Below are 24,854 nucleotides of genomic sequence, written 5' to 3'. Positions count from 1 at the left end.
CGCTAGGGGCAGTCGCTCGTCGGAGCGGCGCCCGACGTCACGCCGGAGAGCCAGATCAGCATCTCGGGCAACGCCGCGTACGCGGCGAGACCGTGATCGACGTCCGGATACCGATGGGAGCTGACATCGACCCCCTGCGAGCAGAGGAGCGTCACGTAGTCCTCGGTGGCTGCCGGCTTCACGAGTTCGTCTGCCAGCCCCTGTCCGACGAACACGGGAACCGTGATGGGTGTCGAGCCCGCGCTGTTCTCCGTCAGCAGAGTCTTCCAGGGTTCGGTTGTAGACGGGTCGCTCGTCACGTAGCCCCCGATGAGCGGGTCGGCTATCGCGTGGATCTCCTTGTTCTCGGAGAGCAGGCAGAGCGCCGCCATGTCGGGGGTGGCCGCGATACCCGCGGGTGTGAGAATGCCCGCGAGCTCATCGGCGGAGTACCTGTCCGCGTACGCCGCCTCGTAGGCCGGGATCGCGTAGGAGGCGATCGTGACGCCGGAGACGTCCACGATGTCGTCGCTCATCAGCTCGGTGAGGTCAGCGGCGGGAGCGGCGACTGCCACCCCGAGAAGGGTCAGCTCGGGAGCGTACTCTTCGGCGCGCTCGGCGGCGAAGAGCACCGCCTGCCCACCCTGCGAGTGTCCCCAGAGCAGGAACCGCTCGCCGATCTGTGCGTCCTTGATCGCCCGTGCCGCGCGCACCGCATCGAGGACGCTGTTCGACTCGGGGATGCCGAGCAGATACGACGAAGCCCCCTGCACACCGAGCCCTGGATAGTCGGTGGCGACCACGGCGTATCCCTCGAGAAGGAGCTCGTGGACGCCTTCGATCAGTTGGAACGGATCGACGCCGAGCGATGGCGCGCACTTCTGCGCGGCACCCGTCGTGGGGTGCCCCCAGGAGACGACGGTCCGTCCTTGCGCAGGAGCCGGCGTATCGGGGATGATCACGACCGCGGAGACCGGGATGTCCGTTCCGGAGACGTCACGCGAGTGATAGATCACGCGCCAGGCGGTCGACCCGAGGGGAGCGCTGGCGATCGCCTCGACGCGGATGATCTCTCCTGGGTCGCCTGCAGGAAGCGGATCCGGAACGGTGTAGAAGGCAGGGTCGGTCTGCAGATCGGCCTCGCCCTCGACGTGTCGCCGGACGGCATCGACGGCGAAGACACCGGCGATCAGCGCGACGACCAGCAGAACGATGAGGAACCCGCGGCGCCGAGCTCTGGTGCGGTACCAGATGTCGGCGGATCGGCGCGAGTGCATGGGATCTGTCTAGCGCATCGATCCGGCGCGCGACAGATGCACGACCGACGGCAGGACGGCTACTCTGGTCGAGGTGCTGCCGTGGCCGACACGTCTTCGCCCCACCTATGGATGACGTGACCTTCGAACCCGACACGCGCGAACGCCTCGACGGCGACCCGCTCCTCCTCAGCGCGCCCGGGGGAGCTCTCTCGGGGACATCCGCCGACTCGGCGGACGAGCCGCTGCCGCCGATGAAGCCGGGGAGCATCGGAGTCCGCTATCGGCTCAAGCGAAGGTTCCGCTCGTGCGATGCGTTCGCGTGCGTGCCGACCTACGTCGCGCAGACACGCGGGGCGGATACGGTCCTCGGAACGGGCGGCGAGCGGATCCACAGCGGTCGCGCGTACGGACCAGTGCTGGTGGACGGCGCTGCGGTCGAGGCGTCGGACGAGAACCTCGACGCTCTGATCCAGAGCCTCGTCCCCATCGGCCTGCTTCAAGCTGACAGCCCTGCAGCCGCGGAGCGCGAACTGCTCCGTGTCATGCGTCCTTCGCTGGACCGGTATCTGCTGATCGACGGAGAGATCTGGGTCCGGGTCGGGTCCGCTCCGGGGGAGTGATCTCGACCGGAGTCGGCTCAGCCGGGCATCCGGCACCGCACCCGGTTCGATCACGTTGTATGTGCCGGCGGTGGGACTCGAACCCACACGCCCTTTCGGACAAAGCATTTTGAGTGCTCCGCGTCTGCCATTCCGCCACGCCGGCTCGTGTATCGCGTCTTCGACTGTAGCGCAGAGCGCGCACGATCACGGGCGCGCGCCGCGCCCATCGGGACCTCGGAGACCGACTCCACTAGGATGGATCTGTGACCGAGCAAGAACAGGCAGCCGAGCAGCCCACGTCATCCGCACCCCGACGCGTCGTCGTCGCCGAGGACGAGTCGCTGATCCGTCTCGACATCGTCGAGATCCTCCGCGACAACGGCTTCGATGTCGTCGGCGAGGCCGGTGACGGTGAGACCGCCGTCGCACTCGCGACCGAGCTGCGCCCCGACCTCGTCATCATGGATGTCAAGATGCCGCAGCTCGATGGCATCAGCGCCGCCGAGAAGCTGCACAAGGGCAACATCGCCCCGGTCGTGCTCCTCACGGCCTTCAGCCAGAAAGAGCTCGTGGAGCGCGCGAGCGAGGCCGGAGCACTGGCTTACGTCGTCAAACCCTTCACCCCGAACGACCTGCTGCCGGCGATCGAGATCGCTCTCGCACGCCACGAGCAGATCATCACGCTCGAGGCCGAGGTCGCCGACATGGTCGAGCGCTTCGAGACCCGCAAGCTCGTCGACCGGGCGAAGGGTCTGCTCAACGAGAAGATGGGCCTTTCTGAGCCCGAGGCGTTCCGCTGGATCCAGAAGGCGTCCATGGACCGCCGCCTCACGATGCAGGACGTCGCGAAGGCGATCATCGAGCAGCTCGCGCCTAAGAAGTAGTCTGTGCTTCCGCTCGACGCGGAGCACGTTCTGCGGCCGGTCAAGACCGGCGACGGCGCTGCGCTCGCGAGAGCCTATTCCGCGAATCGAGAGCATCTCGCGCCATGGGAACCGCTCAGGGAGCCGGAGTTCTTCACGCCGCACTGGCAGGAGTTTCACGCCGAGCAGTGTGTGATCGAAGCGTCCGCCGGTCGGAACATCCGGTTCGTGATCGAGTCGTCCGACGGCGAGATCCGTGGACGGATCAACCTCAACAACATCGTCCGTGGTGCGTTCTGGAGCGCTGATCTGGGCTACTGGATCGACCGGACGCGACTACGTCGTGGTCTTGCCTCGCAGAGCGTACGTCGGGTCGCCGCCTACGCACGCGACGAGGTGAGGCTGCATCGCCTGCAGGCTGCGACGCTGCTGCACAACACCGGGTCTCAGCGTGTCCTCGCGGACGCCGGCTTCGAGCGCATCGGCATCGCGGCGCAGTATCTGCGGATCGCGGGGGACTGGCAGGATCACCTGCTGTTCCAGCTGCTGCTGGATGAGCCGGTCAGCGTGCCTCCGGAGCGTCCTTGATCATGTTGGTGATCCGGATCGTCGAGCACCGGCGACCCTGATCGTCGGAGACGACGATCTCGTGTACCGTGATGCTCCGTCCGAGATGCACCGGCGTGCAGACACCCGTCACGAGGCCCGACGTGGCGGAGCGCGTGTGGGTGGCGTTGATGTCCACTCCGACCGCGAGCCGGCCGGGGCCCGCGTGCAGGTTCGCGGCCATCGAGCCGAGCGACTCGCCCAGCACCACGTAGGCACCACCGTGCATGAGGCCCACGGGCTGCGTGTTGCCCTCGACCGGGAGTGTCGCGACACAGCGTTCGGTGGTGAACTCGAGGAACTCCATGCCCATCTTCTGGGCGAGTGCGCCCATCCCACGGGCTGTCGCCCAGTCGAGTCCTGCGCTCGTCGCGGTCTCGGTCATGGATCCTCCTCAGCGGGTGTCTGTCGTCCTCGTTAGGCTGACAGGGTGACGGACTCCGCAAAGCCTACCCTCATGGTCGTCGACGGCCATTCGCTCGCCTACCGTGCCTTCTTCGCCCTTCCGGTCGAAAACTTCACCACGAAGGACAACCAGCACACGAACGCCATCTACGGCTTCCTGTCGATGCTGGTGAACCTCATCAAGGCCGAGCAGCCCACGCACATGGCGATCGCCTTCGACACCTCGCGTCATTCCTTCCGCACCGACCAGTACCCCGAATACAAGGCGACCCGGTCCGAGTCGCCCCAGGAATTCCGCGGCCAGATCCCGCTGCTGCAGGACTGCCTCGCCGCGATGTCGATCCCCGTGCTCACCAAAGAGGGGTTCGAGGCCGACGACATCCTCGCCACTCTGTCGACCCAGGGTGCTGAGCAGGGATACGACGTCCTCGTCGTCTCCGGAGACCGGGACACGATCCAGCTCGTCACCGATGACGTGACACTGCTCTACCCCTCGGTGCAAGGAGTCTCGCAGCTCAAGCGATACGACCCCGTGACCGTGCAGGAGCGCTACGGAGTGCGCCCCGAGCAGTACCCCGACATCGCCGCCCTGGTGGGCGAGACCAGCGACAACCTGCCCGGTGTGCCCAAGGTCGGCGAGAAGACCGCCGTCAAGTGGCTCACGCAGTTCGGGTCTCTCGACGATCTGCTCGAGCGAGCCGAGGAGATCAAGGGCGTGGTGGGAGGAAACCTCCGCGACCATATCGAGGACGTCCGGCGCAACCGTCGACTCAACCGACTGCTGACGGATGTCGAGCTCCCCGTCGCTCCCGACGACCTCGCGGTGGCGCCTATCGACGCTCAGGCAGTCCGCGACATCTTCGCCCGTCTCGAGTTCCGCACGCTCCTGCCACGCGTGTTCGAGGCCGTCGGAGCCGGCGAGGTCGCCGACGATCCGGCCGCGGCAGTCGTCCTGCCAGAGCCCGTTCAGGTCACGCCTGCCGAGTTCGTCACCTGGGCGGACGCCCAGACAGGCGATGTCGCGGTGCGGATCCTGATCCAGGGCGGGGCGCCCACCCGAGTGGGTGCTGCGACGGAGAAGGAGCTCCGCGAGCTCGACTGGACCGATGACGCCGTCGAGGTGCTGAGCCCGTGGTTCGAGTCGACGAGCCCCAAGGTGCTCCACGACGCGAAGCCCCAGGTCAAGGCGCTGCTGCGACAGGGGGTCCGCGTGCACGGACTCGCGTACGACACCAGCCTCGCCGGCTGGCTGCTGCGCCCGAGCTTCCCCGACAAGACTCTCGGCGACCTCGTCGAGAGGTACCTCGGCGAGAAGCTCCCCGAGGCGGATCCGTCTCAGCTGGTCCCCGAGACAGAAGGCGCCACTCCCTCGCAGGAGGCCTGGTTCGCCCTGCGCGTCGCCACTGCGCTGCGCGAGGACATCCCCGAGTCGGTGGCCGCCGTCCTGACCGACATCGAGCTTCCCACGCTGCTGACTCTCGCCGACATGGAGGTGGCCGGCGTCGCCGTGTCGCACGAGGTGCTCTCGACGTTCTCGGGCGAACTCGCCACGCGCGCCGAGGGGCTCGCGCAGGAGGCGTTCGGAATCGTCGGCCGCGAGTTCAATCTCGGCTCGCCGAAGCAGCTGCAGGAGGTGCTCTTCGACGACCTGCAGCTTCCGAAGACCCGCAAGACGAAGACGGGGTACTCGACGGATGCCGCGGTGCTGGCCGATCTGCAGGAGTCGCACCCGCATCCGTTCCTCGGACTCCTGCTCCAGCACCGCGAGGCCACGAAGCTGCGGCAGATCATCGAGTCGCTCGACACGGCGATCGGGGACGACGACCGAGTGCACACCACCTACGTGCAGACGGGCAGTCAGACCGGCCGGCTCTCGAGCACCGATCCGAACCTGCAGAACATCCCCGTGCGCACGGAGGAATCGCGCCGCATCCGCAGTGCGTTCCAGGTCGGGGAAGGCTACGAGTCACTGCTCACCGCGGACTACTCGCAGATCGAGATGCGCATCATGGCGCACCTCTCCGGAGACGAGGGCCTCATCGAGGCGTTCAACAGCGGCGAGGACCTGCACCGGTTCGTCGGGGCGCGCGTGTTCGGTGTAGAGCCGGGCGACGTGACCGCGGCCATGCGCACCAAGGTCAAGGCGATGTCGTACGGGCTCGTCTACGGCCTGTCGGCGTTCGGCCTGTCGAAGCAGCTCCGCATCGAGCAATCCGAGGCGAAGCAGCTGATGGTCGAGTACTTCGCGCGGTTCGGTGCGGTGCGCGACTATCTCCGTGCGTCGGTGATGAAGGCCAAGGAGGTCGGGTACACCGAGACGATCTTCGGACGCCGCCGTCCGTTCCCCGACCTCGCGAGCCCGAACCGCGTGCTGCGGGAGAACGCCGAGCGAGCAGCGCTCAACGCTCCCATTCAGGGAAGCGCCGCGGACATCATGAAGATCGCCCTCCTGCACATCCACGAGGATCTGCGCACCGAGGGCCTCAGCTCGCGCGCCCTTCTGCAGATCCACGACGAGCTCGTGGTCGAAGTGGCTCCGGGGGAGTGGGATGCGACCGAGCGGATCGTCCGCGCCCGCATGGGCGATGCGGCCGATCTCACGGTGCCACTCGACGTGCAGGTCGGACGAGGACACGACTGGAACGAAGCCGCGCACTGACCCTCGGGCACGCGCACCAGACCGATATCCTGCGTCGAGGGTGCGGGGCTACGCTGGAGGGATGACCTCATCACCCCGCACCCCGTCTGCCATCGACAAAGTCGCCGATGAGTGGGTCGACACCATCGCGGTGCTCGCCCCGACGCTCGGCACCTACATCGGTCGGGACGAGGTCAACGACCGGTTCGGCGACCTGAGCCCCGCCGGTCACGAGGAGATCGCGTCGGCCACCCGTGCAACGCTCGCGAAGCTCGACGCCCTCGAGCCGGTCGACGCGATCGACGAGGTGACCAAGACCGACCTCTCGGCTGAGCTCGGCCTCGATCTCGAGCTGCACGACGCGAAGTGGCACCTGCGAGACCTCAATGTGATCGCCTCGGCGGCGCAGGACGTCCGCTCGGCGTTCGACCTGATGCCCACCGCGACCGCAGACGACTGGTCGGTCATCGCCACGCGACTCGCTGCGGTGCCCGATGCGCTCCGCGGCTACACCGAGACGCTGCGAGCCGGTATCGCCGCCGGCGTCACGCCCGCGCGTCGTCAGGTCGTCGAGGTCGCCACTCAGATCGATCGCTACACGGCCGATGACGGATTCTTCGCCGCCTTCGTCGCGGACGCCGCCCCGCAGGAGGGCAACCTCCCGGCATCCCTCGCCCGCACCCTGGCCGACAACTCGGCGGCGGCACGCGTGGCCTACGACGAGCTGCGGAGCTTCCTCGCAGAGGAGCTGGCTCCTGCCGCGACCGAGGTCGACGCCGTGGGCCGCGAGCTCTACGCCCTGAACTCGCGCCGCTTCCTCGGCGCGACGATCGATCTCGACGAGACCTACGAGTGGGGACGCGAGGAACTCGCGCGCATGGTCGCGGAACAGACCGCGATCGCGAACGAGATCCTTCCCGGGTCCACGGTCGAGGAGGCCGTCGCCCACCTCGAGGCAGATCCGGCCCGCAAGCTCGTCGGCACAGAGGCGCTGCAGCGCTGGATGCAGGAGACAAGCGACCGAGCGGTCGCCGAGCTCGGAGCCACGCACTTCGACATTCCCGAAGCGATCCGCACGCTCGAGTGCATGATCGCCCCCACCCAGGAGGGTGGCATCTACTACACGGGCCCGACAGACGACTTCTCGCGCCCCGGGCGCATGTGGTGGTCCGTCCCGGAGGGTGTCACCGAGTTCGACACGTGGCGCGAGCTCACGACCGTCTACCACGAGGGCGTTCCGGGACATCACCTGCAGATCGCCCAGGCGGTCTACAACCGGGCTGAACTCAACTCATGGCGGCGCCTGCTCGCCGGCACGTCGGGCCATGCCGAGGGCTGGGCCCTCTACGCGGAGCGTCTCATGCAGCAGCTCGGCTACCTCGACGACCCAGCCGATCGACTCGGCATGCTCGACGGTCAGCGCATGCGCGCGGCTCGCGTGGTGCTGGACATCGGGGTGCACCTCGGCAAGCCCCGTCTCGACGGCGAAGGCATCTGGGATGCGGACTACGCACTCGACTTCATGCGCAAGAACGTGAACATGTCCGACCAGTTCGTGCAGTTTGAGGTCAACCGCTACCTGGGGTGGCCAGGGCAAGCGCCGTCGTACAAGGTCGGTCAGCGCATCTGGGAGCAGGTGCGCGACGCCTACCAGGCGGAACGCGGAGCCGACTTCGACGTCAAGGAGTTCCACAAGCGGGCTCTCGACATGGGCGGTGTCGGCCTCGACACGCTTCGCACAGCTCTTCTCTCACGGTGAGGGAATGTGTCCGGCCCGACCTGTGTTCATTCAGTTGAATAGAAAGGGCTGACATGAGCATCGAGTTCGGGCTGGACACCTTCGGCGACATCACGAGGGGCGCCGACGGCGAACTCCTCACGGGAGCGCAGACGATCCGCAACATCGTCGAGCAGGCGGAGATGGCCGACAGCGTCGGCGTCGACTTCTTCGGAGTGGGGGAGCACCACCGCACCGAGTTCGCCGTCTCGGCTCCCGAAATGGTTCTGGCCACGATCGCCGGACGCACGAAGGACATCCGTCTCGGCACCGCGGTGACCGTGTTGTCCTCGGACGACCCGGTGCGCGTGTTCGAGCGCTTCTCGACGCTCGACGCGCTCTCGAACGGCCGGGCCGAGGTCGTCCTCGGCCGTGGATCGTTCATCGAGTCGTTCCCCCTGTTCGGCTACGACCTGCGCGACTACGACGCGCTGTTCGAGCAGAAGCTCGAGCTGTTCGTCGAGCTGCTCAAGGAGGAGCCGGTGACGTGGTCGGGAACCATGCGCGCCTCGCTAGAGAATGCGAACGTCTTCCCCAAGAGCGAGAACGGCCTGCGCACCTGGGTCGGCGTCGGCGGAAGCCCGGAGTCCGTCGTGCGTGTCGCCAGGCACGGGCTCGGTCTGATGCTCGCGATCATCGGGGGGCCCGCGGGGCGATTCCGGCAGTTCGTCGACCTCTACCATCGGTCCGTGGCATCGTTCGGCACGACCTCGCACCCGATCGCCGTGCACTCGCCGGGGCACATCGCCGACACCGATGACGAGGCGTGGGAGGCCGCGTACTCCGGTTTCGAGGCGATGAACAACACGATCGGACGCGAGCGCGGGTGGCCTCCCTACAGCCGCGCACGGTTCCAGAACGACATCGGACCGGCCGGCGCGCTGTACGTCGGCTCGCCTGATCGCGTCGCCGCGAAGATCGCCGACACGGTCACGACACTGGGCCTCGGCCGTTTCGACATGAAGTACGCCACGGGAACCCTGTCGCACGAGGCGATGATGCGCAGCATCGAGCTCTACGGCTCCGAGGTCATCCCGCGCGTGCGCAGGTTGCTCGCCGACCGCGACTGACTGGCCCACGGGCTCGGCGGCCCGGTGCACGCCCCTACGATGTAGGCATGGCCAACACCGCGCTGCCGAGCCGGGCATCGATCGCCGGGCGTCTCGACGACCTTCCGTTCACGCGTCGCCATCTACGGCTGCTCACCGGATCCGGTGTCGGCTGGGCGCTCGACGCGATGGATGTCGGCCTCATCTCGTTCATCCTCGCCGCCCTCACCCAGCAGTGGGGCCTGACCAAGACGGATGCCGGATGGATCGCATCCGTGGGGTTCATCGGCATGGCGCTCGGTGCGACCCTCGGCGGCCTCCTCGCCGACCGGTTGGGGCGACGCCAGGTCTTCGCGCTCACGCTCCTGATCTACGGGATCGCCACGGGCGCGAGTGCCCTCGTCGGCGGACTGGCCGCTCTCCTCGTGCTGCGATTCCTCGTCGGTCTCGGGCTCGGCGCGGAGCTCCCCGTGGCCTCGACCTACGTGAGCGAGTTCGCTCCGGCGCGGATACGCGGGCGACTCATCGTGATCCTCGAGGCGTTCTGGGCCCTGGGGTGGACAGCCGCGGCGCTCATCGGCTTCTTCGTGATCCCCGCATCCGACGACGGATGGCGCTGGGCCTTCGCGCTCGGCGCGATCCCCGCCGTCTATGCGCTGGTCGTTCGCTGGGGTCTGCCGGAGTCGCCCCGGTGGCTCGCATCCCGTGGCCGCATCGCCGAGGCCGACCGCATCGTCTCGACGTTCGAGGCGGATGCCGGCGTCGAGCCGGGGCCGGCGATCAGACGAGAGCCGGTCTCGCGTGCGATCGCCATCACCACCAGGGCACGCCTCACAACCCTCTGGAACGCCGAGTTCCGCGTTCGCACGCTGTGCCTGTGGATCGTCTGGCTCTGCGTGAACTTCGCCTACTACGGCGCATTCATCTGGATCCCCAGCATCCTCGTCGACGCGGGGTTCGATCTCGTCCGCTCCTTCGGGTTCACACTGATCATCACGCTCGCCCAGCTGCCCGGCTACGCCGTCGCCGCGTGGTTGATCGAAGTCTGGGGACGCCGCACGACCCTGTCTGTGTTCCTGGTCGGCTCCGCCATCTCTGCCGTCTTCTTCGGCACGTCGACCACCGAGGCCGCGATCATCGGCTCCGGCATGGCGCTCTCGTTCTTCAATCTCGGCGCGTGGGGCGCTCTCTACGCCGTCACTCCCGAGATCTACCCGACGTCGCTCCGAGGCACGGGCGCCGGCTGGGCGGCCGGTGTGGGGCGCATCGCCTCGATCGTCGCCCCTCTGGCTGTTCCCGTCATCCTCGTGGCCGGGGGAGCGCCCGCGCTGTTCGTGGTGTTCGGAGCATGTTTCGTCGCCGCGGCGGCCGCCGCGTGGGGCCTGGTCGATCGTGGGGGAGTCGCACTCGACGACCGCTGATGAAGCCGCATGTCCAGGAGCGGGAATAGGCTGTCGTGGTGACAGACGTGCGCTATGTGGCCATCGGCGATTCCTTCACCGAGGGAGTGGGTGATGTGCTGCCGGACGGACGAGAACGCGGCTGGGCCGACCTCGTCGCACAGGGGTGGGCGGATGCCGCAGGGCACTCGATCAGCTACGCGAACCTCGCGATCCGCGGGAAGCTCGCCTGGCCCATCGTCGAGCAGCAGCTCGAACCGGCACTCGCTCTTCGACCCACGCACCTCTCCTTCAACGGCGGCGGCAACGACATGCTGCGTCCGAGGACCGATCTCGAGCACATCGCCGACGCGTTCAGCAGAGTGCTCCGGCGGTGCGATGAAGAGGGCGTGACGCTGATCCTGCTGTCGGGTGCGAACCCGAGCGGGCAGCTGCCGATGGGGTCACTCGTGCAGCGACGTGGCGACCAGCTCTCCGATGCCGTGCTGCGCAGGGTCGAGGGGCGCGACGATGTGGTGCGAGCGCTCAACTGGCCGGATCGCGAGCTCGCCGGCGCGAAATACTGGTCGGAGGACCGCCTGCACATGAACGCGGCCGGCCATCATCGAGTCGCCGCTCGCGTTCTGCACGGCCTGGGCTTCGAGCCGCCGTCGACCTGGTGGTCGCCGACGTCGCTCACCGCGGGCGGACCCGCGGGTCTCGCCTACTACCGCGAGTTCGTCGGCCCCTGGGTCAGGCGGCGCGTCACGCGCACGTCGTCCGGTGATGGCCGAGCCGCGAAGTACCCGGAATGGGTCGAGAGAGTGCCTCAGGCGTGACCGACATCGAGATGCGCCGCATCAGCGGTGGGCCGGTGACGCTGCATGACGCGCGTCGCAAGGTCGAGCGCACCGTGGATGTCGAGGATTTCGAGATCGGCGTGTTCCCGATCACCGAGGAGCAGTTCGCCGAGGTGCTGCCGATCCCTTCGAGACATCCCCGTCGACCGGCCGCAGATCTGAGCTGGCTTCGCGCGGTGCACTTCTGCAACGCGGCATCCGAATGGGAAGGGCTCGATCCGGTATATCGCTTTGACGGCGAAGACGTCTCCTGGGATGTCACGGGTGATGGCTATCGGCTTCCCACCGAGTCGGAATGGGAGTACGCCTGCAGGGCCGGTTCGACCGGGCCGCACTATGCCCCACTGGCAGACGCGGCCTGGACGAGCGCAGACGGGGTCGCGACGCCACAGGATGTGGGCGGCAAGCTGCCCAACCTCCACGGGCTGTTCGACACTCTCGGCAACGTGTGGGAGTGGTGCTGGGATCTGCTCGATCCCGCCCGTTACGACGACTACCGTGTGTTCCGCGGCGGAGGCTTCGCAGACGACTCATGGAGCGTCCGTGCGTCCGTCCGGCGCGGCGGCGCCCCGCGCATGCACCACGAGGATGTCGGACTCCGCGTGGCCCGCGGCGCCTTCGACACGCAGGGAGAGGCGCAGGGCTGGTCGGACCGCGCCGATCGTGAACGGGCCGCGTTCGACGGCCCGGTGCCGGTCGGCTGGACGCCGCTGCGACGTCCAGGACGCTGAACTGTTCGTCGAGGCCGCAGATCCTCAGCCGCGCGGCATCTGCTTGATCATGTAACGGTTCGGCCCCGGAGACTCGGCGAATCCGTACTGCGCATACAGGCCGTCTGCGGTACTCGTGGCGAGCACGATCCTCTTCACGGTCGACGAGTCCTGCAGGTCCTCGATGACACCTTCGACGATCATCCGACCGACGCCGTTGCCACGAGCAGCTTCGTCGACGAACACATCGCACAACCATGCGAATGTCACCCCGTCGGTGACGACGCGTGCGTACGCGACCTGTCGGCCGTCGGAATCGCACACCGAGTAGTTCCTCGACGCGTCGATCGCGGCATCCTGGGTCTCCCTGGTCCGCCCCTGAGCCCAGTAGGACTCGACGCTGAGCCAGTGGTGCACCAGGTCGCGGTCGATGAGAGACGGGTCGGTGGAGAACGTGAAAGCTGCGGACATGCGCTTCATCCTAGGAGATGTCAGCGTCGCTTCTCGGGGTCCAGGCCCATCCGGATGCGGGTGCGCTTGCGTTCGATCACGATGAACGTGACGCCGAGGATCCAGAGCGGGATCGGCATCAGGAACGCGATGCGGAACGCCTCGAACGTGTAGGTCTCGGGCGTTCCGGCGCCCTGGATGTCGAGCGCGAGACCGATCAGCCAGATCGCGATGAGCGCGGCGATGAAGCCGCCGGCGTTGGTCACTCCTGTCGCCGTGCTCAGACGGTGCGACGGATTGTGCGTGCGGGCGTGGTCGAAGGCGATCATGCTCGCGGGGCCGCCCGTGGCGAGAGCCACCGCGAGCACGTATAGAAGCCAGATCGGCGCGGGTTCCGGCATGGCGATGACGGCGACCCACGCGACGAACTGCACTCCGACCGCCGGGAGCACGAGCGCGACGGAGCGCTGGTTGGGAAGGCGTCTCGAGAGGTCGCCGATGATCGGGCCGAGTGCCATGCCCGCGACCACATAGACCGAGATGATCCCGGCCGCGTGGGCGGTATCGAGTCCCTGGGCCGCCGTGAGGAACGGCATTCCCCACAGCAGGATGAAGGCGGTGCCGGCGAACGGCGCCGTGAAGTGAGACCAGAAGGCGAGTCGCGTGCCCGGGTGGGCCCATGCTGCGCGGATGCCGACGCCCGTGTCGATCGCCGAGGTAACGACTCGGATCACGCCCGTGTCGGTGTCGACCGAGACGTCTGCGCCGCGTTCGGCCGGATGATTGCGGATGAGGAGCGCGACGAGGATCGTGAACAGCACACCGAGTCCGGCGATGCTGCCGAACGTGATCGTCCAGGTCGTCGCGTGCAGGAGCGCGGCCAGCGGGACGAGAGCGATGAGCTGTCCGCCCTGCCCGATGATGCCGGTGAACTGCACCATGATCGGGCCTCGCTGCGCGGGGAACCACGTGGCGACGAGACGCAGCACCGCAGGGAAGATCGCTGCGTCCCCCGCGCCGAGCAGGATGCGCGCGAACACAGCGATGCCGATGCTGGGGGAGAGCGCCATGGTGAGCTGCCCCGCAGCCATGAGCAGCATGCCGACCGTCATGATGGGGCGCGACCCGAAACGATCGAGGAGGATCCCGATCGGGATCTGCATGCCGCCGTAGACCGCGAGCTGCACCACGGCGAACAGCGCGAGTGTGGAGGCATCAGCCTGGAACCGGTCGGCCGCTTCGACGCCGACCGCTCCCAACGAGGTGCGATTGGTGATCGCCAGAACGTAGGCGGCGACACCCACACCCCAGATGAGCCAGGCCCTCCACCCCGGCGAAGTCACGGGGGAGTGGGGAACCTGTTGCACCCTTCCACGCTACTCCTGGTGCGCGGCCCCGCCGGTCGCTCGCAGCGCCGCGGCATGCTCTTCCGGATGTCGGATGCTGTCGCTACCGTGGCCGCATGACACCTGCACCCGTGCACCACTCCATCAACTACGTCGAGCTCGTCGTGAACGATCTCGAGACCGCGAAGCGCTTCTACGGCGACACCTTCGGATGGGTCTTCGTCGACTACGGGCCCGCCTATGCGGGCATCGCCTCGCCTACCGGCGATGGGTCCGAGGTGGGCGGCCTTCTGCTGTCCGACCAGGCGCGTCCCGCGGGCGGTCCGCTCGTGCTCCTGTACTCCGATGACCTCGATGCCACGCACACCGTGATAGCGGAAGCCGGTGGCGCAGTCACGCAGGGCCCATACGACTTCCCCGGCGGTCGACGACTGCATTTCGTGGACCCGAGCGGCAACGAGCTGGGCGTCTGGGCAGCCCAGTGAGAGCAGAATAGAGGTGTGACCTCGCCCCATCTGCACTCGTCGCCTGACGAACTCCGGCTGTCGATCCGCGTTCGGGAATCGAGGTGGGACGAGGCCGATACGACTGCGGTGAGTGCGCTCGTGCGCACCTATCTCCTGCAGACGGAATCGGAGAAGCACGAGTACGGTCGAGCCGAGCCGCCTGCGTCGATCATGGCGCTGCCGCCACGATACGAGCGGGAGGTGGTCGATCCGCGCGCCTCCTACGCCGACTGCACCACGCTGCTCGCCACGATCGAGCAGCATCCGGTCGGGGTTGTGATCGTCAAAATCGATGGGGGAGAAGCCGAGATCAAGCGCCTCTGGGCGGATCCGGATCTTCGCGGGCGTGGTCTCGGGTCCGCATTGCTGGACGCGGCGTTGGCGCTGACGTCCGGACCGGTTCGCCTGTCGGTCTGGGACTGGCGAGCTCCGGCGATCGGACTGTACGAATCCCGCGGCTTCGAGCGGGTCGAGTCGTGGGATGACCGCGAGGGACTCATCTGCATGGTGCGACCGGGCCATACTGTGCCCTTGCGCTAACTTTCTGCCTGAGCAATACTTATCCCCATGGCAAACCATGACGGCGTGAACGAGGTGTTCCTCGCGCTCGCAGATCCGACCCGTCGCGAGGTCATCCGCACACTCGGGCGCGGCCCCGCTAGTGTGGGGGCGCTCGCCCAGCCGTTCGCGATCACGCTGCCGTCGTTCATGAAGCACATTCGCGCGCTGGAGGACAGCGGACTCATCCGCACCTCGAAGAGCGGGCGCGTGCGCACCTGCACACTCGACCACGACCGCCTCGCCGTCATCGGCGACTGGCTCGACGAACAGCGCCGTCTCTGGGATCAGCGGACGGACCGCCTCGAGACTCTCGCGACCGACCTGGAGGACACACGATGACCAGCACCACTCTCGACCCGCGGCTCGATCTGACTCTGGAGAGGACGATCCGGGCGTCGCCGTCCACGGTGTGGCGCGCGTGGACAGATCCGGAGCTTCTCGCCCAGTGGTGGATCCCGGCCCCCATGCAGGCGCGCGTCGATCGCCTCGACGTGCAGCCCGGCGGTGGCTTCGTCACCAGCATGAGGGAGCCTGCGGGGGAGTACTTCCCGCACACAGACGGGATCTTCCTCGTCGTCGAGCCCAGTCGGCGACTGGTCTTCACAAACGTGATCGACAGTGCGTGGCGGCCTGCGAAGCCCGAACCGGTCTCGATGACGGCAGAGATCGTCCTCGAAGAGCATGCCGACGGCACTGCCTACCGCGTGGTCGTTCGGCATGGCGATCCCGCTGCACGCAACCTGCACGAGGATCTCGGCTTCTTTGAAGGGTGGGGTTCGGTGACGTCGGCCTTGGCTGTCCTCGCCGAATCCGAGTCGGCGACACGAGCATGAACGCCGGTCTCCGGGCGCGGGGCGCGCTGGGCGGGGAGACGCTGAGGACGGCGCGGTTGATCCTCCGGCCACAGGCAGTCACGGATGCGGAGGTGTTCCACCGGTTGTGGACCGAACGTGACGAGCGCGTGCCGGCTCACCGGAAGCTCGATGCCGAAGGCCACCCGACAGTCTCTGACATCGCGACCCATATCGCGAACGAGGAGAGCGAGCGCTCCGACCTGCTGTCTGTAGAGGACGCCTCGACGGGCGAGGTCTACGGCTATTGCGGACTCATCTTCGAGGGCAACGGAGCAGAGGGCGAGCCGGAGATCGCCTTCGAACTTCTGCGCAGCGCCCACAATCGCGGGTACGCGACGGAGGCCGCCACAGCCGTTCTCGTGTGGGCCTGCACGGCAGGCCATGAACGAGCGTGGGCAAGCGTCTGGGAATGGAACGTCGCCTCGCGCCGCGTGCTCGAGAAGCTCGGCTTCGTGGACTCAGGCGATGATCGCCCCGCGAGCGAGCATGGGAGGAACATCTTGACAGTGACGGCGCTACGTCCGACGCCTACCGTCGTCGTTCCGACGCGCGGAGGATCCTGAATGACGGAGCACATCGTCATCGTCGAGCATGACGCCCTGTCCGAATCGGTGTCGGCGGCACTGAAAGTCCTCTTCGACGGTGAGTACCGAGCGGAGCACGGAGAGTGGACACCTGACCGCCCGTACGGATATTCGCCGGCGGATGTCCACACGGTGATCTTCCATGACTCGATCGCAGTCGCGCACGTCGGGTTTCAACGGCGCGTCATACGCGTCGGCGCACGCGAGGTCACGGTCGCTGGAACCGGGGGAGTGCTGGTTCATCCGGACTGGCGCTCCGACGGAGTCGGCCGCCGCGTGATGGCCCACGCCCAGCAGGCGATGCGCGACGACGATCGCGTCGACTTCGGCTACCTCGGGTGCCGAGAAGAGGTCGCGCCGTTCTACGAGCGCACCGGCTGGTCACGAGTGAACGCCGTGGAGCGTCATGTGTCGATGATCGACGCGAACGCGACCGTGACGTCTGCCGATGGGCCGATCCTGATCTTCGCCGCCCACGCGGACCCGGGGGCGCGAGCAGAGCAGTGGCCGCCGGGCGACATCGACCTGAATGGCACACCCTGGTGATCCTCACGCACGACGCCGAGGGCACCTTCAGGGGAGCCGCTTCTTCGCTTGATCTGACATAATGTGCATTATCGGTGTTTATACGATCGCGGTGATCACACCGATCGGGACTGTCGGTAGGCTCGACGCGTGAACGGAAGCAACGTCGAGATCGACTGGGAAGCAGCACGCACCGCGAACCTCCAGAACTGGGACGACCGCGTTCCGCTGCATGAGGCCGCGTACGGTCTGGATGCGTTCGACGAACCGAGCCATCTCAGCGACGTCGTCAGCGATGACCTGCCGGTGCTCGAGCGCTTCGTCACCGGTGGAAGCCTGTCAGGACTCGACCTGTGTCACCTGCAGTGCCACATCGGTACGGACACCATCTCGCTGGCGCGTGCCGGCGCCCGCGTGACCGGCGCGGATTTCTCCGAGCCTGCGCTGCGCGTCGCAGCGGCTCTGGCTGAGCGCACCGGAGTCGCAGCAACATGGGTCCAGACCGATGTTCTCGATGCCCGAAACGCGGTGGCGGGCGACTTCGACGTCGTCTACACCAGCATCGGCACGATCTGCTGGTTGCAGGATCTCGATCGCTGGGCTGCTCAGATCATCGCCCTGCTGCGTCCTGGTGGGACGTTCTTCATCAGGGACGGTCATCCTGCACTGCTCGCGCTCGACGAGGATGCGGAGGGACTCACCACGCGGTACTCGTACTTCGGAGACGGTCGCGCACAGCAGTGGGATGACGAGTCCACCTATGCCGGAGACGGGAAAGTCGCACATGCGCGAACCTACGAGTGGCCGCATCCGCTGTCCGAGATTCTCGGCGCGCTGCTCCGCGCCGGGCTCCGACTCGTCCATTTCGACGAGGGGCGCACACTCCCCTGGCGGTTCAGCCCCCGAATGGTCGACGTCCCGCGCGGCTATGCCTGGCCCGAGGCCGAACGAAACCTCATCCCCTGCACATTCACGATCGTGGCACGCAAGGACTGACGCACGCGGGCCTGCCATATCGGTGTCGGGTCCGTACGATGACCGGGTGTCTCTGCCACGTACCTCCCCCGCATCCGTCGACGTATCCTCCCCGGCGATCGACGGGCTCCTGGATAGTCTCGGCCTGATGGGGATCGAGTGCCATTCGCTCATGATCGTTCGGCGCGGCCACGTCATCGCAGAAGGCTGGTGGGCTCCCTACGCCGCTGACGACCCGCATCTGCTGTACTCGCTGACGAAGTCTTTCACCGCTATGGGAGTCGGTCTTGTCGTGGATGACGGCCTCATGAGCCTCGATGATCGAGTCGTCGACATACTGCCGGATCATGTTCCCGACGATATTCCGGCAGAAGCGCGCCTTCTCACCGTCGAGCATCTGCTGACGATGACCGCCGGACATGCCGAAGACACGCTCGACGGCGCATGGACGCTCGAACCGAGCGATCTCGTGCGCGGGTTCCTCCGGATGCCGCTCACAGCAGTGCCCGGTACGCGACACACCTACGACAACGCGACGACCTTCGTTCTGGCACGGATGATCGAGCGTGTCTCGGGGCAGACGCTTCCTCACCTGCTCGACGAGCGACTGTTCGCACCGATGGGCATCACGGATGTCGAGTGGGACCGCGTCGGCAGCGGTGCCGTGTTCGGGTTCCACGGGCTGCATCTCACCACCGAAGCGGTCGCAGCCTTCGGCGAACTGATGCTGCGCGGCGGCGAATGGCAGGGGCGCCAGCTGCTGTCGAGCACGTGGATGGCTTCGGCGACGCGCAAACACATCGACAGTTGGCACTACTCCCCAGGAGCCTCGGGTGCGGACTTCCATTCAGGCTACGGATATCAGATCTGGCTGTCCGCTCACGGCTTCCACGGCAACGGGGCGTACGGCCAGCAGTGCGTCGTCGTGCCTGACCTCGAGCTGGTCGTCGTCCTCACCGCGGCGCACACAGAGATACGGCATGCTCAGGATGCTCTCGACGCGATCTGGGAACACCTTCTGCCCGGAATCGATGCCGTGGGAGACCCCGACGGTGACGCCGAGCTCACGTGCAGACTCCGACACCTTGCTCTGCCGATGATCCACGGCAACCGGGGATCCACTTCGACCGACTCCCAGGCCGTCGTGGATGCCACGCACCCCGACTCAGCGGTCCCGAGGGACACACCGGTGCTCCTTCGTCCGCAGTCGGGCGGTTGGCTGCTCAGGATCGGGCCGCGCCTCGCGGTGCCGGTCGGCTTCGGCCACTGGGAACGCAGCGCCCCGCTCGGACGTACGCTCGCATCAGCCGGCGCATGGCAGGGAGACGTCTTCGTGGCGGAGATCCACCTCGTGAACACGCCACATCGCGTTCGTCTGACCCTCCGTGGTGCGACGGCGGCGCTGACATGGGTGACGGTTCCTCTGACCGGATCCGATCTGATCACCCATGCGACGTCTCCGCTGATGACCCGCCCCGACGTCGCCTAGGCAGGCTCCGCTCTACGCTCCGACGTACGCGGCGAGGTGCTCCCCCGTCACCGTCGACTTCGCCGCCACGAGATCGGCAGGGCTTCCTTCGAAGACGACCTGCCCGCCGTCGTGCCCGGCTCCCGGCCCGATGTCGATGATCCAGTCGGCGTGTGCCATCACGGCCTGGTGGTGCTCGATGACGATCACCGTCTTGCCCGACTCCACGAGCCGATCGAGCAGCCCCAGGATGTTCTGCACGTCGGCGAGGTGAAGCCCTGTGGTGGGCTCGTCGAGCACGTAGGTATCGCCCTTCTCCCCCATCTGGATGGCCAGCTTGATGCGCTGGCGCTCACCACCCGAGAGTGTCGACAGAGGCTGTCCGAGCGAGAGGTAGCCGAGCCCGACGTCTTCGAGCCGCCCGAGGATCGCAGCGGCCGCCGGCAGCTTCGCGTCGCCCTCGGAGAAGAAGACGCGCGCCTCTGAGACCGGCAGATCCAGCACCTGGGTGATGTCCTTGCCTGCGAGCTTGTACTCCAGCACAGCCGCCTGGAAGCGCTTGCCGCCGCAGTCCTCGCAGGGCGTCTCGATGGTGTCCATGAAGCCGAGCTCGGTGATGATGACGCCCGCGCCTTTGCAGGTCGGGCAGGCACCCTCGGAGTTCGCGCTGAACAGGGCGGGCTTCACACCGTTGGCCTTCGCGAACGCCTTCCGGATCGGCTCGAGCAGTCCGGTGTAGGTGGCCGGGTTGCTGCGACGTGAGCCCTTGATCGCACCCTGATCGATAGCGACGACTCCCTCGCGCTTCGACACCGAGCCATGGATGAGCGAGCTCTTGCCCGAACCTGCGACGCCGGTGACGACGGTGAGCACGCCGGTGGGGATGTCGACGTCGACATCCTGCAGGTTGTTCGCCGTGGCGCCCCGCACCTCGATCGCTCCGTCACTCGTGCGCACGGAAGACTTGAGGGCCGCACGGTCGTCGAGGTGCTTTCCCGTGCGCGTGCCGCTGGCCTTGAGCTCTTCGACGGTGCCCTCGAAGCAGATCTCGCCACCCGCGCTTCCCGCGCCAGGGCCGAGGTCGACCACGTGGTCGCCGATCGCGATCGTCTCGGGCTTGTGCTCGACCACCAGCACCGTGTTCCCTTTGTCGCGCAGCCGCAGGAGCAGCGTGTTCATCCGCTGGATGTCGTGCGGGTGGAGTCCGATCGTGGGCTCGTCGAACACATAGGTCACGTCCGTCAGCGACGAGCCGAGGTGGCGGAGCATCTTGATGCGCTGTGCCTCTCCCCCCGACAGCGTGCCCGAAGGGCGTTCAAGGCTCAGGTAGCCGAGGCCGAGCGTGACGAATGCATCGAGGTTGGCGCTCAGCGCCTCGAGCAGAGGCGCGGCACCGGGAAGCTCGAGACCGCGCACCCACGCGGCGAGGTCGGTCACCTGCATCCGGCATGCGTCCGCGATGCTGATCCCGTCGATCTTCGACGAACGGGCGCCTGCGGTGAGTCGGGTGCCGTCGCATTCGGAGCAGGTCGCGAAGGTCGCGACGCGCTCGACGAACGCACGGATGTGGGGCTGCAGCGCGTCGAGATCCTTCGAGAGCATCGACTTCGTGATCTTCGGGATCAGTCCCTCGTAGGTCATGTTGATGCCCGAGATCTTGACCTTCGTGACCTCGCCGTACAGGAACAGCTGCCGCTGTTTCTCAGTGAACTCGGCGACGGGCTTGTCGGCCGGGTAGAAGCCGGACGCGGAGAAGCCCTTCACCATCCAGCCGTCCGCCGTGTAACCGGGAACCATGATCGCGCCCTCGTCGAGCGACTTCGACTCGTCGACGATCTGGGCGAGGTCGAGGTCCGAGACCGCTCCCCTGCCCTCGCACCGGGGGCACATGCCGCCGAGGTAGATCGCGTCCTTGACGATCTTCTTCTCACCACCCGGACCCGTCATCACGCCGCTGGCCTTCTGGGTGGGGATGTTGAACGAGAACGCCGTCGGTCCGCCGATGTACGGCTGGCCCAGCTTGCTGAACAGGATGCGCAGCATCGCGTTCGCATCGGTCACCGTGCCGACGGTCGAGCGAGGGTTCGCCCCGAGGCGCTCCTGATCGACGATGATGGAGGTCGTGAGTCCCTCGAGGACGTCGACGTCCGGCCGAGGCACTGAGGGCATGAATCCCTGCACGAAGGCGCTGTAGGTCTCGTCGATCATCCGCCTCGACTCGGCGGCGATCGTGTCGAAGACGAGCGAGCTCTTGCCCGATCCCGAGACGCCCGTGAACACCGTCAGCCGACGCTTCGGGATGTCGACGCTGACCTCTTTGAGGTTGTTCTCGCGGGCACCCTGAACGCGGATGAGGTCGTGGCCGTCTGCAGCGTGTGTCATGGTCGTCCTCGGGTTTCTCGGCCTGCTCAGCCGGCCTGATTGATACGGAGAAGATTCCCCGCGGGATCGCGGAAGGCGCAGTCGCGCACGCCGTACGGCTGGTCCATGGGTTCCTGCACGACGTCGGCGCCCTGCGCGACCAGTCGCTCGAACAGACCGTCGAGGTCGTCGCTCGCGAGCGTCAGTGCGGTGTAGCTGCCCTTCGCGATCAGTTCGAGGATCGTCTGCCGCTCGGCATCCGTGATCCCCGGGTCGGTCGCCGGCGGGTGCAGCACGATCGAGGTCCCCGGCTGGCCCTCGGGGCCGACCGTCAGCCATCGGAGACCGTCGTAGCCGACGTCGTTGCGCACCTCGAATCCGAGGGCGTCACGATAGAAGCCGAGGGCTGCCTCGGCATCCGTGTGCGGAAGGAATGCGTAGTGGATGCTGATGTTCATGGGTTCAGGTTAGGTGCGCGTCCGTGCGCGGTGCTTCTTGATTCCTGATCGGTCTGATGACGTGCTTCGCATGGATGGTCGGAATGCCCTCGACGTGTGTCGCGCGTTCACGGTACACGCGGGGTGAGACACCGACGAGCTCGGTGAACCGCGTGCTGAACGTGCCGAGCGACGAGCTCCCGACCTCGAAGCACACCTCCGTCACCGAGAGATCGCCTCGCCGCAGCAACGCCATCGCCCGCTCGATCCGACGTGTCATCAGGTAGGAGTACGGAGATTCTCCGTAGGCGTCCCGGAACCGCCTGCTCAGATGACCGGCGCTCATGTGCGCGCCCTTCGCGAGGGCTTCGACGTCGAGAGGCTTCGCGTACTCGCGATCGATCCTGTCTCGCACCTTGCGCATGACGACGAGCTCTCGGATACGAGCGTCGTCGTCAGGGGTCACGACTAGATTTTGCCATGACGCCCGGGGTCGCACTGTGAAGACGTGCGACATATCGATACTGCCCTCCCCCACTTCCGGCTCGGACAGCGCTACTCTGGCAGCATCCCTCACAGGGATTTCTCAGAAAGGGTCCCCAACCATGTCTGATCCACTCGCTACCGAAGCGAAGTCACTGTTCAAGTCCATCCGCATCGTCCTCGCGGTCTCCGGCGTCATCGCCCTGATCGCGGGCATCATCCTGCTCGTCTGGCCGGCCAAGTCCGCTGTCATCGTCACCGGGATCTTCGCGTCCTACCTCGTGGTCGCCGGCCTCGTCTACATCGGCCTCGGCATCTTCTCCCGGGCGAAGGGAGGCTGGGCCCGTGTGGGGCACATCGTCCTCGGTCTGGTCTACATCGTGGCCGGTGTCATCGCGTTCGCGAACCTCGGAGTCGCCGCGGCGACCCTCGCCCTCGTCGTCGTGATCTTCATCGGCATCAGCTGGATCGTCGACGGAGTGGTCGCCCTGTCGCTCCTCGGGCAGGACGGCTCTCGCGTCTGGACTCTCCTGTACGCGCTGCTCAGCATCATCGCCGGAATCGTGGTGCTCTTCTCGCCGCTGTACGCCGCCGCCGTGCTGTGGCTGGTGCTCGGCATCTCGCTCGTCGTGCTCGGCATCGTGCAGATCGTTCGTGCGATCACGCTCGGCAAGGACGCGAAGGGCTTCGTCGCCTCGGTCGAGTCCGACGCCGTCCGCTGACGCCCCGCCAACGACAAGAGGGCCCCGTCCACTCGGACGGGGCCCTCTTGTCGTTCTCCCCGATCATTCGGAGTCGACGCAGATCACTCGGCGGCGAACGCGCTTACATCGCCTACGAGACGCGTATTGTCCGCCGGCACTGCGTCGACCGCTGCACGAGCGACCTCGGCGGCGAATTCCGACACGTTGTAGAGCTTGCCTGCCGACTCGCGGCGTTCCGCGATGGCGCCGGGGTTCGCCCGCTCGAGCAGCGTGGCGGTGATGGTTCCTTCGATCATGTCGCCCGAGACGACGGTGAAGCCGATCCCCTTCTCGGCGAGGCCGGGGATGCGCTCACGGAGGGCATCCTCGCCCGCGCGCTTCGACAGCGCCACCGGCTCGTACTCGGGCATCGTGGGCGTCGTGCGGATGAAGTGCGCCTGGTGGCTGGTGACGAAGACCACGCGCGCATCGTCGCTGAGCAGAGGCGTGGCTGCGTCGAGCACGCTGAGCTGCGCGTCGCGGTTCAGAAGGAGTGCGTAGTCCTCGGCCATCCCCGACTCCATGCCGCCGGAGGCGTTGAGCACCAGCACGTCCAGACGACCGAACTCGGCCTTCACGGCGTCGAACATCTCGCCGACCGACGCAGGATCGGTCAGATCGGCACCGACGACGAGCACGCGGCGTCCGAGCTCGCGCAGCTGCGTGGCGAGCTTCTCGGCACGAGGAGCCTTGTTCCGGAAGTTGATGACGACGTCAGCGCCGGCCTCAGCGAGGTAGCGCACCGTGTCGGCGCCGATGCCCCGGGACGAGCCGGTGACAAGGGCGACCTTGCCGTCGAGGGAACCTGCGGGAAGAACGTCGGTCACGGTGACTCCTTGAATGCGCGGAACGCCGTGATCGCACGGCCGTTCCAGACTACCAAGCGGGCGCTGCGGCGCCCGAGGCGCGGCGGGACCGCGTGATAGGTTGACCGCAAAGGAGGCCGCATGGACAACTTCCCCGTCTTCATCGATCTGGTCGAGAACTGGGCATGGATCGGCTGGCTGGTCCTGATCGCACTGTTCCTCGTGATCGAGATGCTCACGCTCGATTTCACTTTCCTCATGCTCAGCTTCGGCAGCACAGTGGGACTCGTGACGGATCTCGTGGGCCTCCCGGTCTGGGCGCAGGTCATCATCGCGGCCGTGGCCGCGGCGGCGTTCATCCTCTTCCTCCGTCCTCCTCTGCTGCGGCGCCTGCGGCGCGGCGAAGATCCCACCAAGTCGAACGTCGACGCTCTGCTCGATCTCCGGGGCATCGCCCTGCAGGACGTCACCCAGATCTCCGGCCAGGTGAAGCTCAGCAACGGCGACACCTGGACCGCACGATCGGGCTCGATCGTCGCCATCCCCCAGGGCTCCCCCGTCGCGATCACCGCGATCAACGGAGCCACCGCCATCGTCCGTCCCGTCAACGACTAGGTAGGAGAGTTCC

Annotated in this window: 27 protein-coding genes and 1 tRNA gene; 19 read left to right on the top strand and 9 right to left on the bottom strand. The window is 66.9% G+C overall.

Going from position 1 to position 24,854, the window contains the following annotated elements:
- Positions 1 to 2: 2 nt before the first annotated feature.
- On the bottom strand, positions 3 to 1,256 hold the full coding sequence (locus RQG77_RS13295; protein ID WP_311245118.1) for an alpha/beta fold hydrolase: 1,254 nt from the start codon (positions 1,254 to 1,256) through the stop codon (positions 3 to 5).
- A gap of 116 nt (positions 1,257 to 1,372) precedes the next feature.
- Between RQG77_RS13295 and RQG77_RS13290 the strand changes: the two genes are divergently transcribed.
- Positions 1,373 to 1,858 (top strand): hypothetical protein, encoded by a 486-nt coding sequence (locus tag RQG77_RS13290; RefSeq protein ID WP_311245117.1) that lies wholly within the window; start codon positions 1,373 to 1,375, stop codon positions 1,856 to 1,858.
- A gap of 62 nt (positions 1,859 to 1,920) precedes the next feature.
- Here RQG77_RS13290 and RQG77_RS13285 read toward each other — a convergent pair.
- A tRNA-Leu gene (locus RQG77_RS13285) sits at positions 1,921 to 2,003 on the bottom strand.
- A 100-nt stretch (positions 2,004 to 2,103) separates the two neighbouring features.
- Between RQG77_RS13285 and RQG77_RS13280 the strand changes: the two genes are divergently transcribed.
- Together RQG77_RS13280 and RQG77_RS13275 are read left to right on the top strand one after the other, a co-directional pair.
- Complete coding sequence (locus RQG77_RS13280) at positions 2,104 to 2,724, top strand: ANTAR domain-containing response regulator (RefSeq protein ID WP_042536652.1); 621 nt, start codon at positions 2,104 to 2,106, stop codon at positions 2,722 to 2,724.
- 3 nt (positions 2,725 to 2,727) lie between these two features.
- On the top strand, positions 2,728 to 3,291 hold the full coding sequence (locus RQG77_RS13275) for a GNAT family N-acetyltransferase (RefSeq protein ID WP_311245116.1): 564 nt from the start codon (positions 2,728 to 2,730) through the stop codon (positions 3,289 to 3,291).
- Here RQG77_RS13275 and RQG77_RS13270 read toward each other — a convergent pair.
- A complete protein-coding gene (locus RQG77_RS13270) occupies positions 3,266 to 3,694 on the bottom strand; it encodes a hotdog fold thioesterase (protein WP_311245115.1) in 429 nt (142 codons plus the stop codon). The genes RQG77_RS13275 and RQG77_RS13270 overlap by 26 nt on opposite strands.
- 45 nt (positions 3,695 to 3,739) lie before the next feature.
- Here RQG77_RS13270 and polA point away from each other — a divergent pair, with 45 nt between their 5' ends.
- The 6 genes from polA to RQG77_RS13240 all read left to right on the top strand — a co-directional run bounded on the left by polA (position 3,740) and on the right by RQG77_RS13240 (position 12,148).
- Positions 3,740 to 6,373 (top strand): DNA polymerase I, encoded by a 2,634-nt coding sequence (gene polA, locus RQG77_RS13265; protein ID WP_311245114.1) that lies wholly within the window; start codon positions 3,740 to 3,742, stop codon positions 6,371 to 6,373.
- Positions 6,374 to 6,434: 61 nt separating this feature from the next.
- Positions 6,435 to 8,111: a DUF885 domain-containing protein gene (locus tag RQG77_RS13260; RefSeq protein WP_311245113.1), complete on the top strand. Its 1,677-nt coding sequence runs from the start codon at positions 6,435 to 6,437 to the stop codon at positions 8,109 to 8,111.
- 53 nt (positions 8,112 to 8,164) lie between these two features.
- A complete protein-coding gene (locus RQG77_RS13255) occupies positions 8,165 to 9,199 on the top strand; it encodes an LLM class flavin-dependent oxidoreductase (RefSeq protein ID WP_311245112.1) in 1,035 nt (344 codons plus the stop codon).
- A gap of 47 nt (positions 9,200 to 9,246) precedes the next feature.
- Positions 9,247 to 10,599: an MFS transporter gene (locus tag RQG77_RS13250; RefSeq protein ID WP_311245111.1), complete on the top strand. Its 1,353-nt coding sequence runs from the start codon at positions 9,247 to 9,249 to the stop codon at positions 10,597 to 10,599.
- 47 nt (positions 10,600 to 10,646) lie between these two features.
- The gene (locus RQG77_RS13245; RefSeq protein WP_311245231.1) at positions 10,647 to 11,396 is read left to right on the top strand and encodes an SGNH/GDSL hydrolase family protein; all 750 of its coding nucleotides are present in this window, start codon (positions 10,647 to 10,649) and stop codon (positions 11,394 to 11,396) included.
- An 11-nt stretch (positions 11,397 to 11,407) separates the two neighbouring features.
- Complete coding sequence (locus RQG77_RS13240) at positions 11,408 to 12,148, top strand: formylglycine-generating enzyme family protein (RefSeq protein ID WP_396653415.1); 741 nt, start codon at positions 11,408 to 11,410, stop codon at positions 12,146 to 12,148.
- A gap of 24 nt (positions 12,149 to 12,172) precedes the next feature.
- Here RQG77_RS13240 and RQG77_RS13235 read toward each other — a convergent pair whose 3' ends face one another.
- Both RQG77_RS13235 and RQG77_RS13230 read right to left on the bottom strand, forming a co-directional pair.
- A complete protein-coding gene (locus RQG77_RS13235) occupies positions 12,173 to 12,598 on the bottom strand; it encodes a GNAT family N-acetyltransferase (RefSeq protein WP_311245109.1) in 426 nt (141 codons plus the stop codon).
- Between the two features lie 20 nt (positions 12,599 to 12,618).
- Positions 12,619 to 13,944 carry an MFS transporter gene (locus RQG77_RS13230; RefSeq protein WP_311245108.1) on the bottom strand — a complete coding sequence of 442 codons (1,326 nt, stop codon included), beginning with the start codon at positions 13,942 to 13,944 and terminating at the stop codon, positions 12,619 to 12,621.
- Positions 13,945 to 14,039: 95 nt separating this feature from the next.
- Here RQG77_RS13230 and RQG77_RS13225 point away from each other — a divergent pair, with 95 nt between their 5' ends.
- The 8 genes from RQG77_RS13225 (at position 14,040) to RQG77_RS13190 (ending at position 19,417) form a co-directional block, all read left to right on the top strand.
- Positions 14,040 to 14,408 (top strand): VOC family protein, encoded by a 369-nt coding sequence (locus RQG77_RS13225; RefSeq protein ID WP_311245107.1) that lies wholly within the window; start codon positions 14,040 to 14,042, stop codon positions 14,406 to 14,408.
- A 15-nt stretch (positions 14,409 to 14,423) separates the two neighbouring features.
- A complete protein-coding gene (locus tag RQG77_RS13220) occupies positions 14,424 to 14,969 on the top strand; it encodes a GNAT family N-acetyltransferase (protein WP_311245106.1) in 546 nt (181 codons plus the stop codon).
- Positions 14,970 to 14,996: 27 nt separating this feature from the next.
- Positions 14,997 to 15,329: a metalloregulator ArsR/SmtB family transcription factor gene (locus RQG77_RS13215; RefSeq protein ID WP_311245105.1), complete on the top strand. Its 333-nt coding sequence runs from the start codon at positions 14,997 to 14,999 to the stop codon at positions 15,327 to 15,329.
- Entirely contained in the window at positions 15,326 to 15,823 is a 498-nt protein-coding gene (locus RQG77_RS13210; protein WP_311245104.1) for an SRPBCC domain-containing protein, read from the top strand. Before RQG77_RS13215 ends, RQG77_RS13210 begins: the two co-directional genes overlap by 4 nt.
- The gene (locus RQG77_RS13205) at positions 15,820 to 16,407 is read left to right on the top strand and encodes a GNAT family N-acetyltransferase (protein WP_311245103.1); all 588 of its coding nucleotides are present in this window, start codon (positions 15,820 to 15,822) and stop codon (positions 16,405 to 16,407) included. Before RQG77_RS13210 ends, RQG77_RS13205 begins: the two co-directional genes overlap by 4 nt.
- Entirely contained in the window at positions 16,408 to 16,974 is a 567-nt protein-coding gene (locus RQG77_RS13200) for a GNAT family N-acetyltransferase (protein WP_311245102.1), read from the top strand.
- A gap of 129 nt (positions 16,975 to 17,103) precedes the next feature.
- Positions 17,104 to 17,949: a class I SAM-dependent methyltransferase gene (locus tag RQG77_RS13195; protein WP_311245101.1), complete on the top strand. Its 846-nt coding sequence runs from the start codon at positions 17,104 to 17,106 to the stop codon at positions 17,947 to 17,949.
- Complete coding sequence (locus RQG77_RS13190) at positions 17,882 to 19,417, top strand: serine hydrolase domain-containing protein (RefSeq protein WP_311245100.1); 1,536 nt, start codon at positions 17,882 to 17,884, stop codon at positions 19,415 to 19,417. Before RQG77_RS13195 ends, RQG77_RS13190 begins: the two co-directional genes overlap by 68 nt.
- Positions 19,418 to 19,429: 12 nt before the next feature.
- Here RQG77_RS13190 and RQG77_RS13185 read toward each other — a convergent pair whose 3' ends face one another.
- From RQG77_RS13185 to RQG77_RS13175, 3 genes are read right to left on the bottom strand one after another with little or no spacing between them, the layout of a single operon-like run.
- Complete coding sequence (locus RQG77_RS13185) at positions 19,430 to 21,778, bottom strand: excinuclease ABC subunit UvrA (protein WP_311245099.1); 2,349 nt, start codon at positions 21,776 to 21,778, stop codon at positions 19,430 to 19,432.
- 26 nt (positions 21,779 to 21,804) lie between these two features.
- Positions 21,805 to 22,215 carry a VOC family protein gene (locus RQG77_RS13180; protein ID WP_056307754.1) on the bottom strand — a complete coding sequence of 137 codons (411 nt, stop codon included), beginning with the start codon at positions 22,213 to 22,215 and terminating at the stop codon, positions 21,805 to 21,807.
- Positions 22,216 to 22,219: 4 nt separating this feature from the next.
- On the bottom strand, positions 22,220 to 22,618 hold the full coding sequence (locus RQG77_RS13175) for a helix-turn-helix transcriptional regulator (RefSeq protein WP_311245230.1): 399 nt from the start codon (positions 22,616 to 22,618) through the stop codon (positions 22,220 to 22,222).
- A 181-nt stretch (positions 22,619 to 22,799) separates the two neighbouring features.
- On the opposite strand from RQG77_RS13175, the gene RQG77_RS13170 reads away from it, so the two are divergent.
- Positions 22,800 to 23,399, top strand: a complete 600-nt coding sequence (locus RQG77_RS13170; protein ID WP_311245098.1) for a DUF308 domain-containing protein — start codon at positions 22,800 to 22,802, stop codon at positions 23,397 to 23,399.
- An 83-nt stretch (positions 23,400 to 23,482) separates the two neighbouring features.
- Here RQG77_RS13170 and RQG77_RS13165 read toward each other — a convergent pair whose 3' ends face one another.
- A complete protein-coding gene (locus RQG77_RS13165; protein WP_120492959.1) occupies positions 23,483 to 24,247 on the bottom strand; it encodes an SDR family oxidoreductase in 765 nt (254 codons plus the stop codon).
- Between the two features lie 120 nt (positions 24,248 to 24,367).
- On the opposite strand from RQG77_RS13165, the gene RQG77_RS13160 reads away from it, so the two are divergent.
- The gene (locus tag RQG77_RS13160) at positions 24,368 to 24,841 is read left to right on the top strand and encodes an NfeD family protein (RefSeq protein WP_311245097.1); all 474 of its coding nucleotides are present in this window, start codon (positions 24,368 to 24,370) and stop codon (positions 24,839 to 24,841) included.
- Positions 24,842 to 24,854: the final 13 nt, after the last annotated feature.

It is taken from the genome of Microbacterium sp. WCS2018Hpa-23 (assembly GCF_031843845.1).
In the GTDB taxonomy this organism is placed as follows: domain Bacteria; phylum Actinomycetota; class Actinomycetes; order Actinomycetales; family Microbacteriaceae; genus Microbacterium.
The sequence above is the reverse complement of the archived record's forward strand: the minus strand, read 5'-3'. Positions and strand labels throughout refer to the sequence as shown.

Excerpts from the sequence above, each read along its gene's own strand:
- RQG77_RS13295 (WP_311245118.1), bottom strand. The coding sequence starts at position 1,256 with ATGCACTCGCGCCGATCCGCCGACATCTGGTACCGCACCAGAGCTCGG.
- RQG77_RS13270 (WP_311245115.1), bottom strand. The coding sequence starts at position 3,694 with ATGACCGAGACCGCGACGAGCGCAGGACTCGACTGGGCGACAGCCCGT.
- RQG77_RS13260 (WP_311245113.1), top strand. The coding sequence starts at position 6,435 with ATGACCTCATCACCCCGCACCCCGTCTGCCATCGACAAAGTCGCCGAT.
- RQG77_RS13255 (WP_311245112.1), top strand. The coding sequence starts at position 8,165 with ATGAGCATCGAGTTCGGGCTGGACACCTTCGGCGACATCACGAGGGGC.
- RQG77_RS13250 (WP_311245111.1), top strand. The coding sequence starts at position 9,247 with ATGGCCAACACCGCGCTGCCGAGCCGGGCATCGATCGCCGGGCGTCTC.
- RQG77_RS13240 (WP_396653415.1), top strand. The coding sequence starts at position 11,408 with ATGCGCCGCATCAGCGGTGGGCCGGTGACGCTGCATGACGCGCGTCGC.
- RQG77_RS13235 (WP_311245109.1), bottom strand. The coding sequence starts at position 12,598 with ATGTCCGCAGCTTTCACGTTCTCCACCGACCCGTCTCTCATCGACCGC.
- RQG77_RS13225 (WP_311245107.1), top strand. The coding sequence starts at position 14,040 with ATGACACCTGCACCCGTGCACCACTCCATCAACTACGTCGAGCTCGTC.
- RQG77_RS13215 (WP_311245105.1), top strand. The coding sequence starts at position 14,997 with ATGGCAAACCATGACGGCGTGAACGAGGTGTTCCTCGCGCTCGCAGAT.
- RQG77_RS13210 (WP_311245104.1), top strand. The coding sequence starts at position 15,326 with ATGACCAGCACCACTCTCGACCCGCGGCTCGATCTGACTCTGGAGAGG.
- RQG77_RS13205 (WP_311245103.1), top strand. The coding sequence starts at position 15,820 with ATGAACGCCGGTCTCCGGGCGCGGGGCGCGCTGGGCGGGGAGACGCTG.
- RQG77_RS13200 (WP_311245102.1), top strand. The coding sequence starts at position 16,408 with ATGACGGAGCACATCGTCATCGTCGAGCATGACGCCCTGTCCGAATCG.
- RQG77_RS13190 (WP_311245100.1), top strand. The coding sequence starts at position 17,882 with ATGCCTGGCCCGAGGCCGAACGAAACCTCATCCCCTGCACATTCACGA.
- RQG77_RS13185 (WP_311245099.1), bottom strand. The coding sequence starts at position 21,778 with ATGACACACGCTGCAGACGGCCACGACCTCATCCGCGTTCAGGGTGCC.
- RQG77_RS13180 (WP_056307754.1), bottom strand. The coding sequence starts at position 22,215 with ATGAACATCAGCATCCACTACGCATTCCTTCCGCACACGGATGCCGAG.
- RQG77_RS13175 (WP_311245230.1), bottom strand. The coding sequence starts at position 22,618 with ATGCGCAAGGTGCGAGACAGGATCGATCGCGAGTACGCGAAGCCTCTC.
- RQG77_RS13170 (WP_311245098.1), top strand. The coding sequence starts at position 22,800 with ATGTCTGATCCACTCGCTACCGAAGCGAAGTCACTGTTCAAGTCCATC.
- RQG77_RS13160 (WP_311245097.1), top strand. The coding sequence starts at position 24,368 with ATGGACAACTTCCCCGTCTTCATCGATCTGGTCGAGAACTGGGCATGG.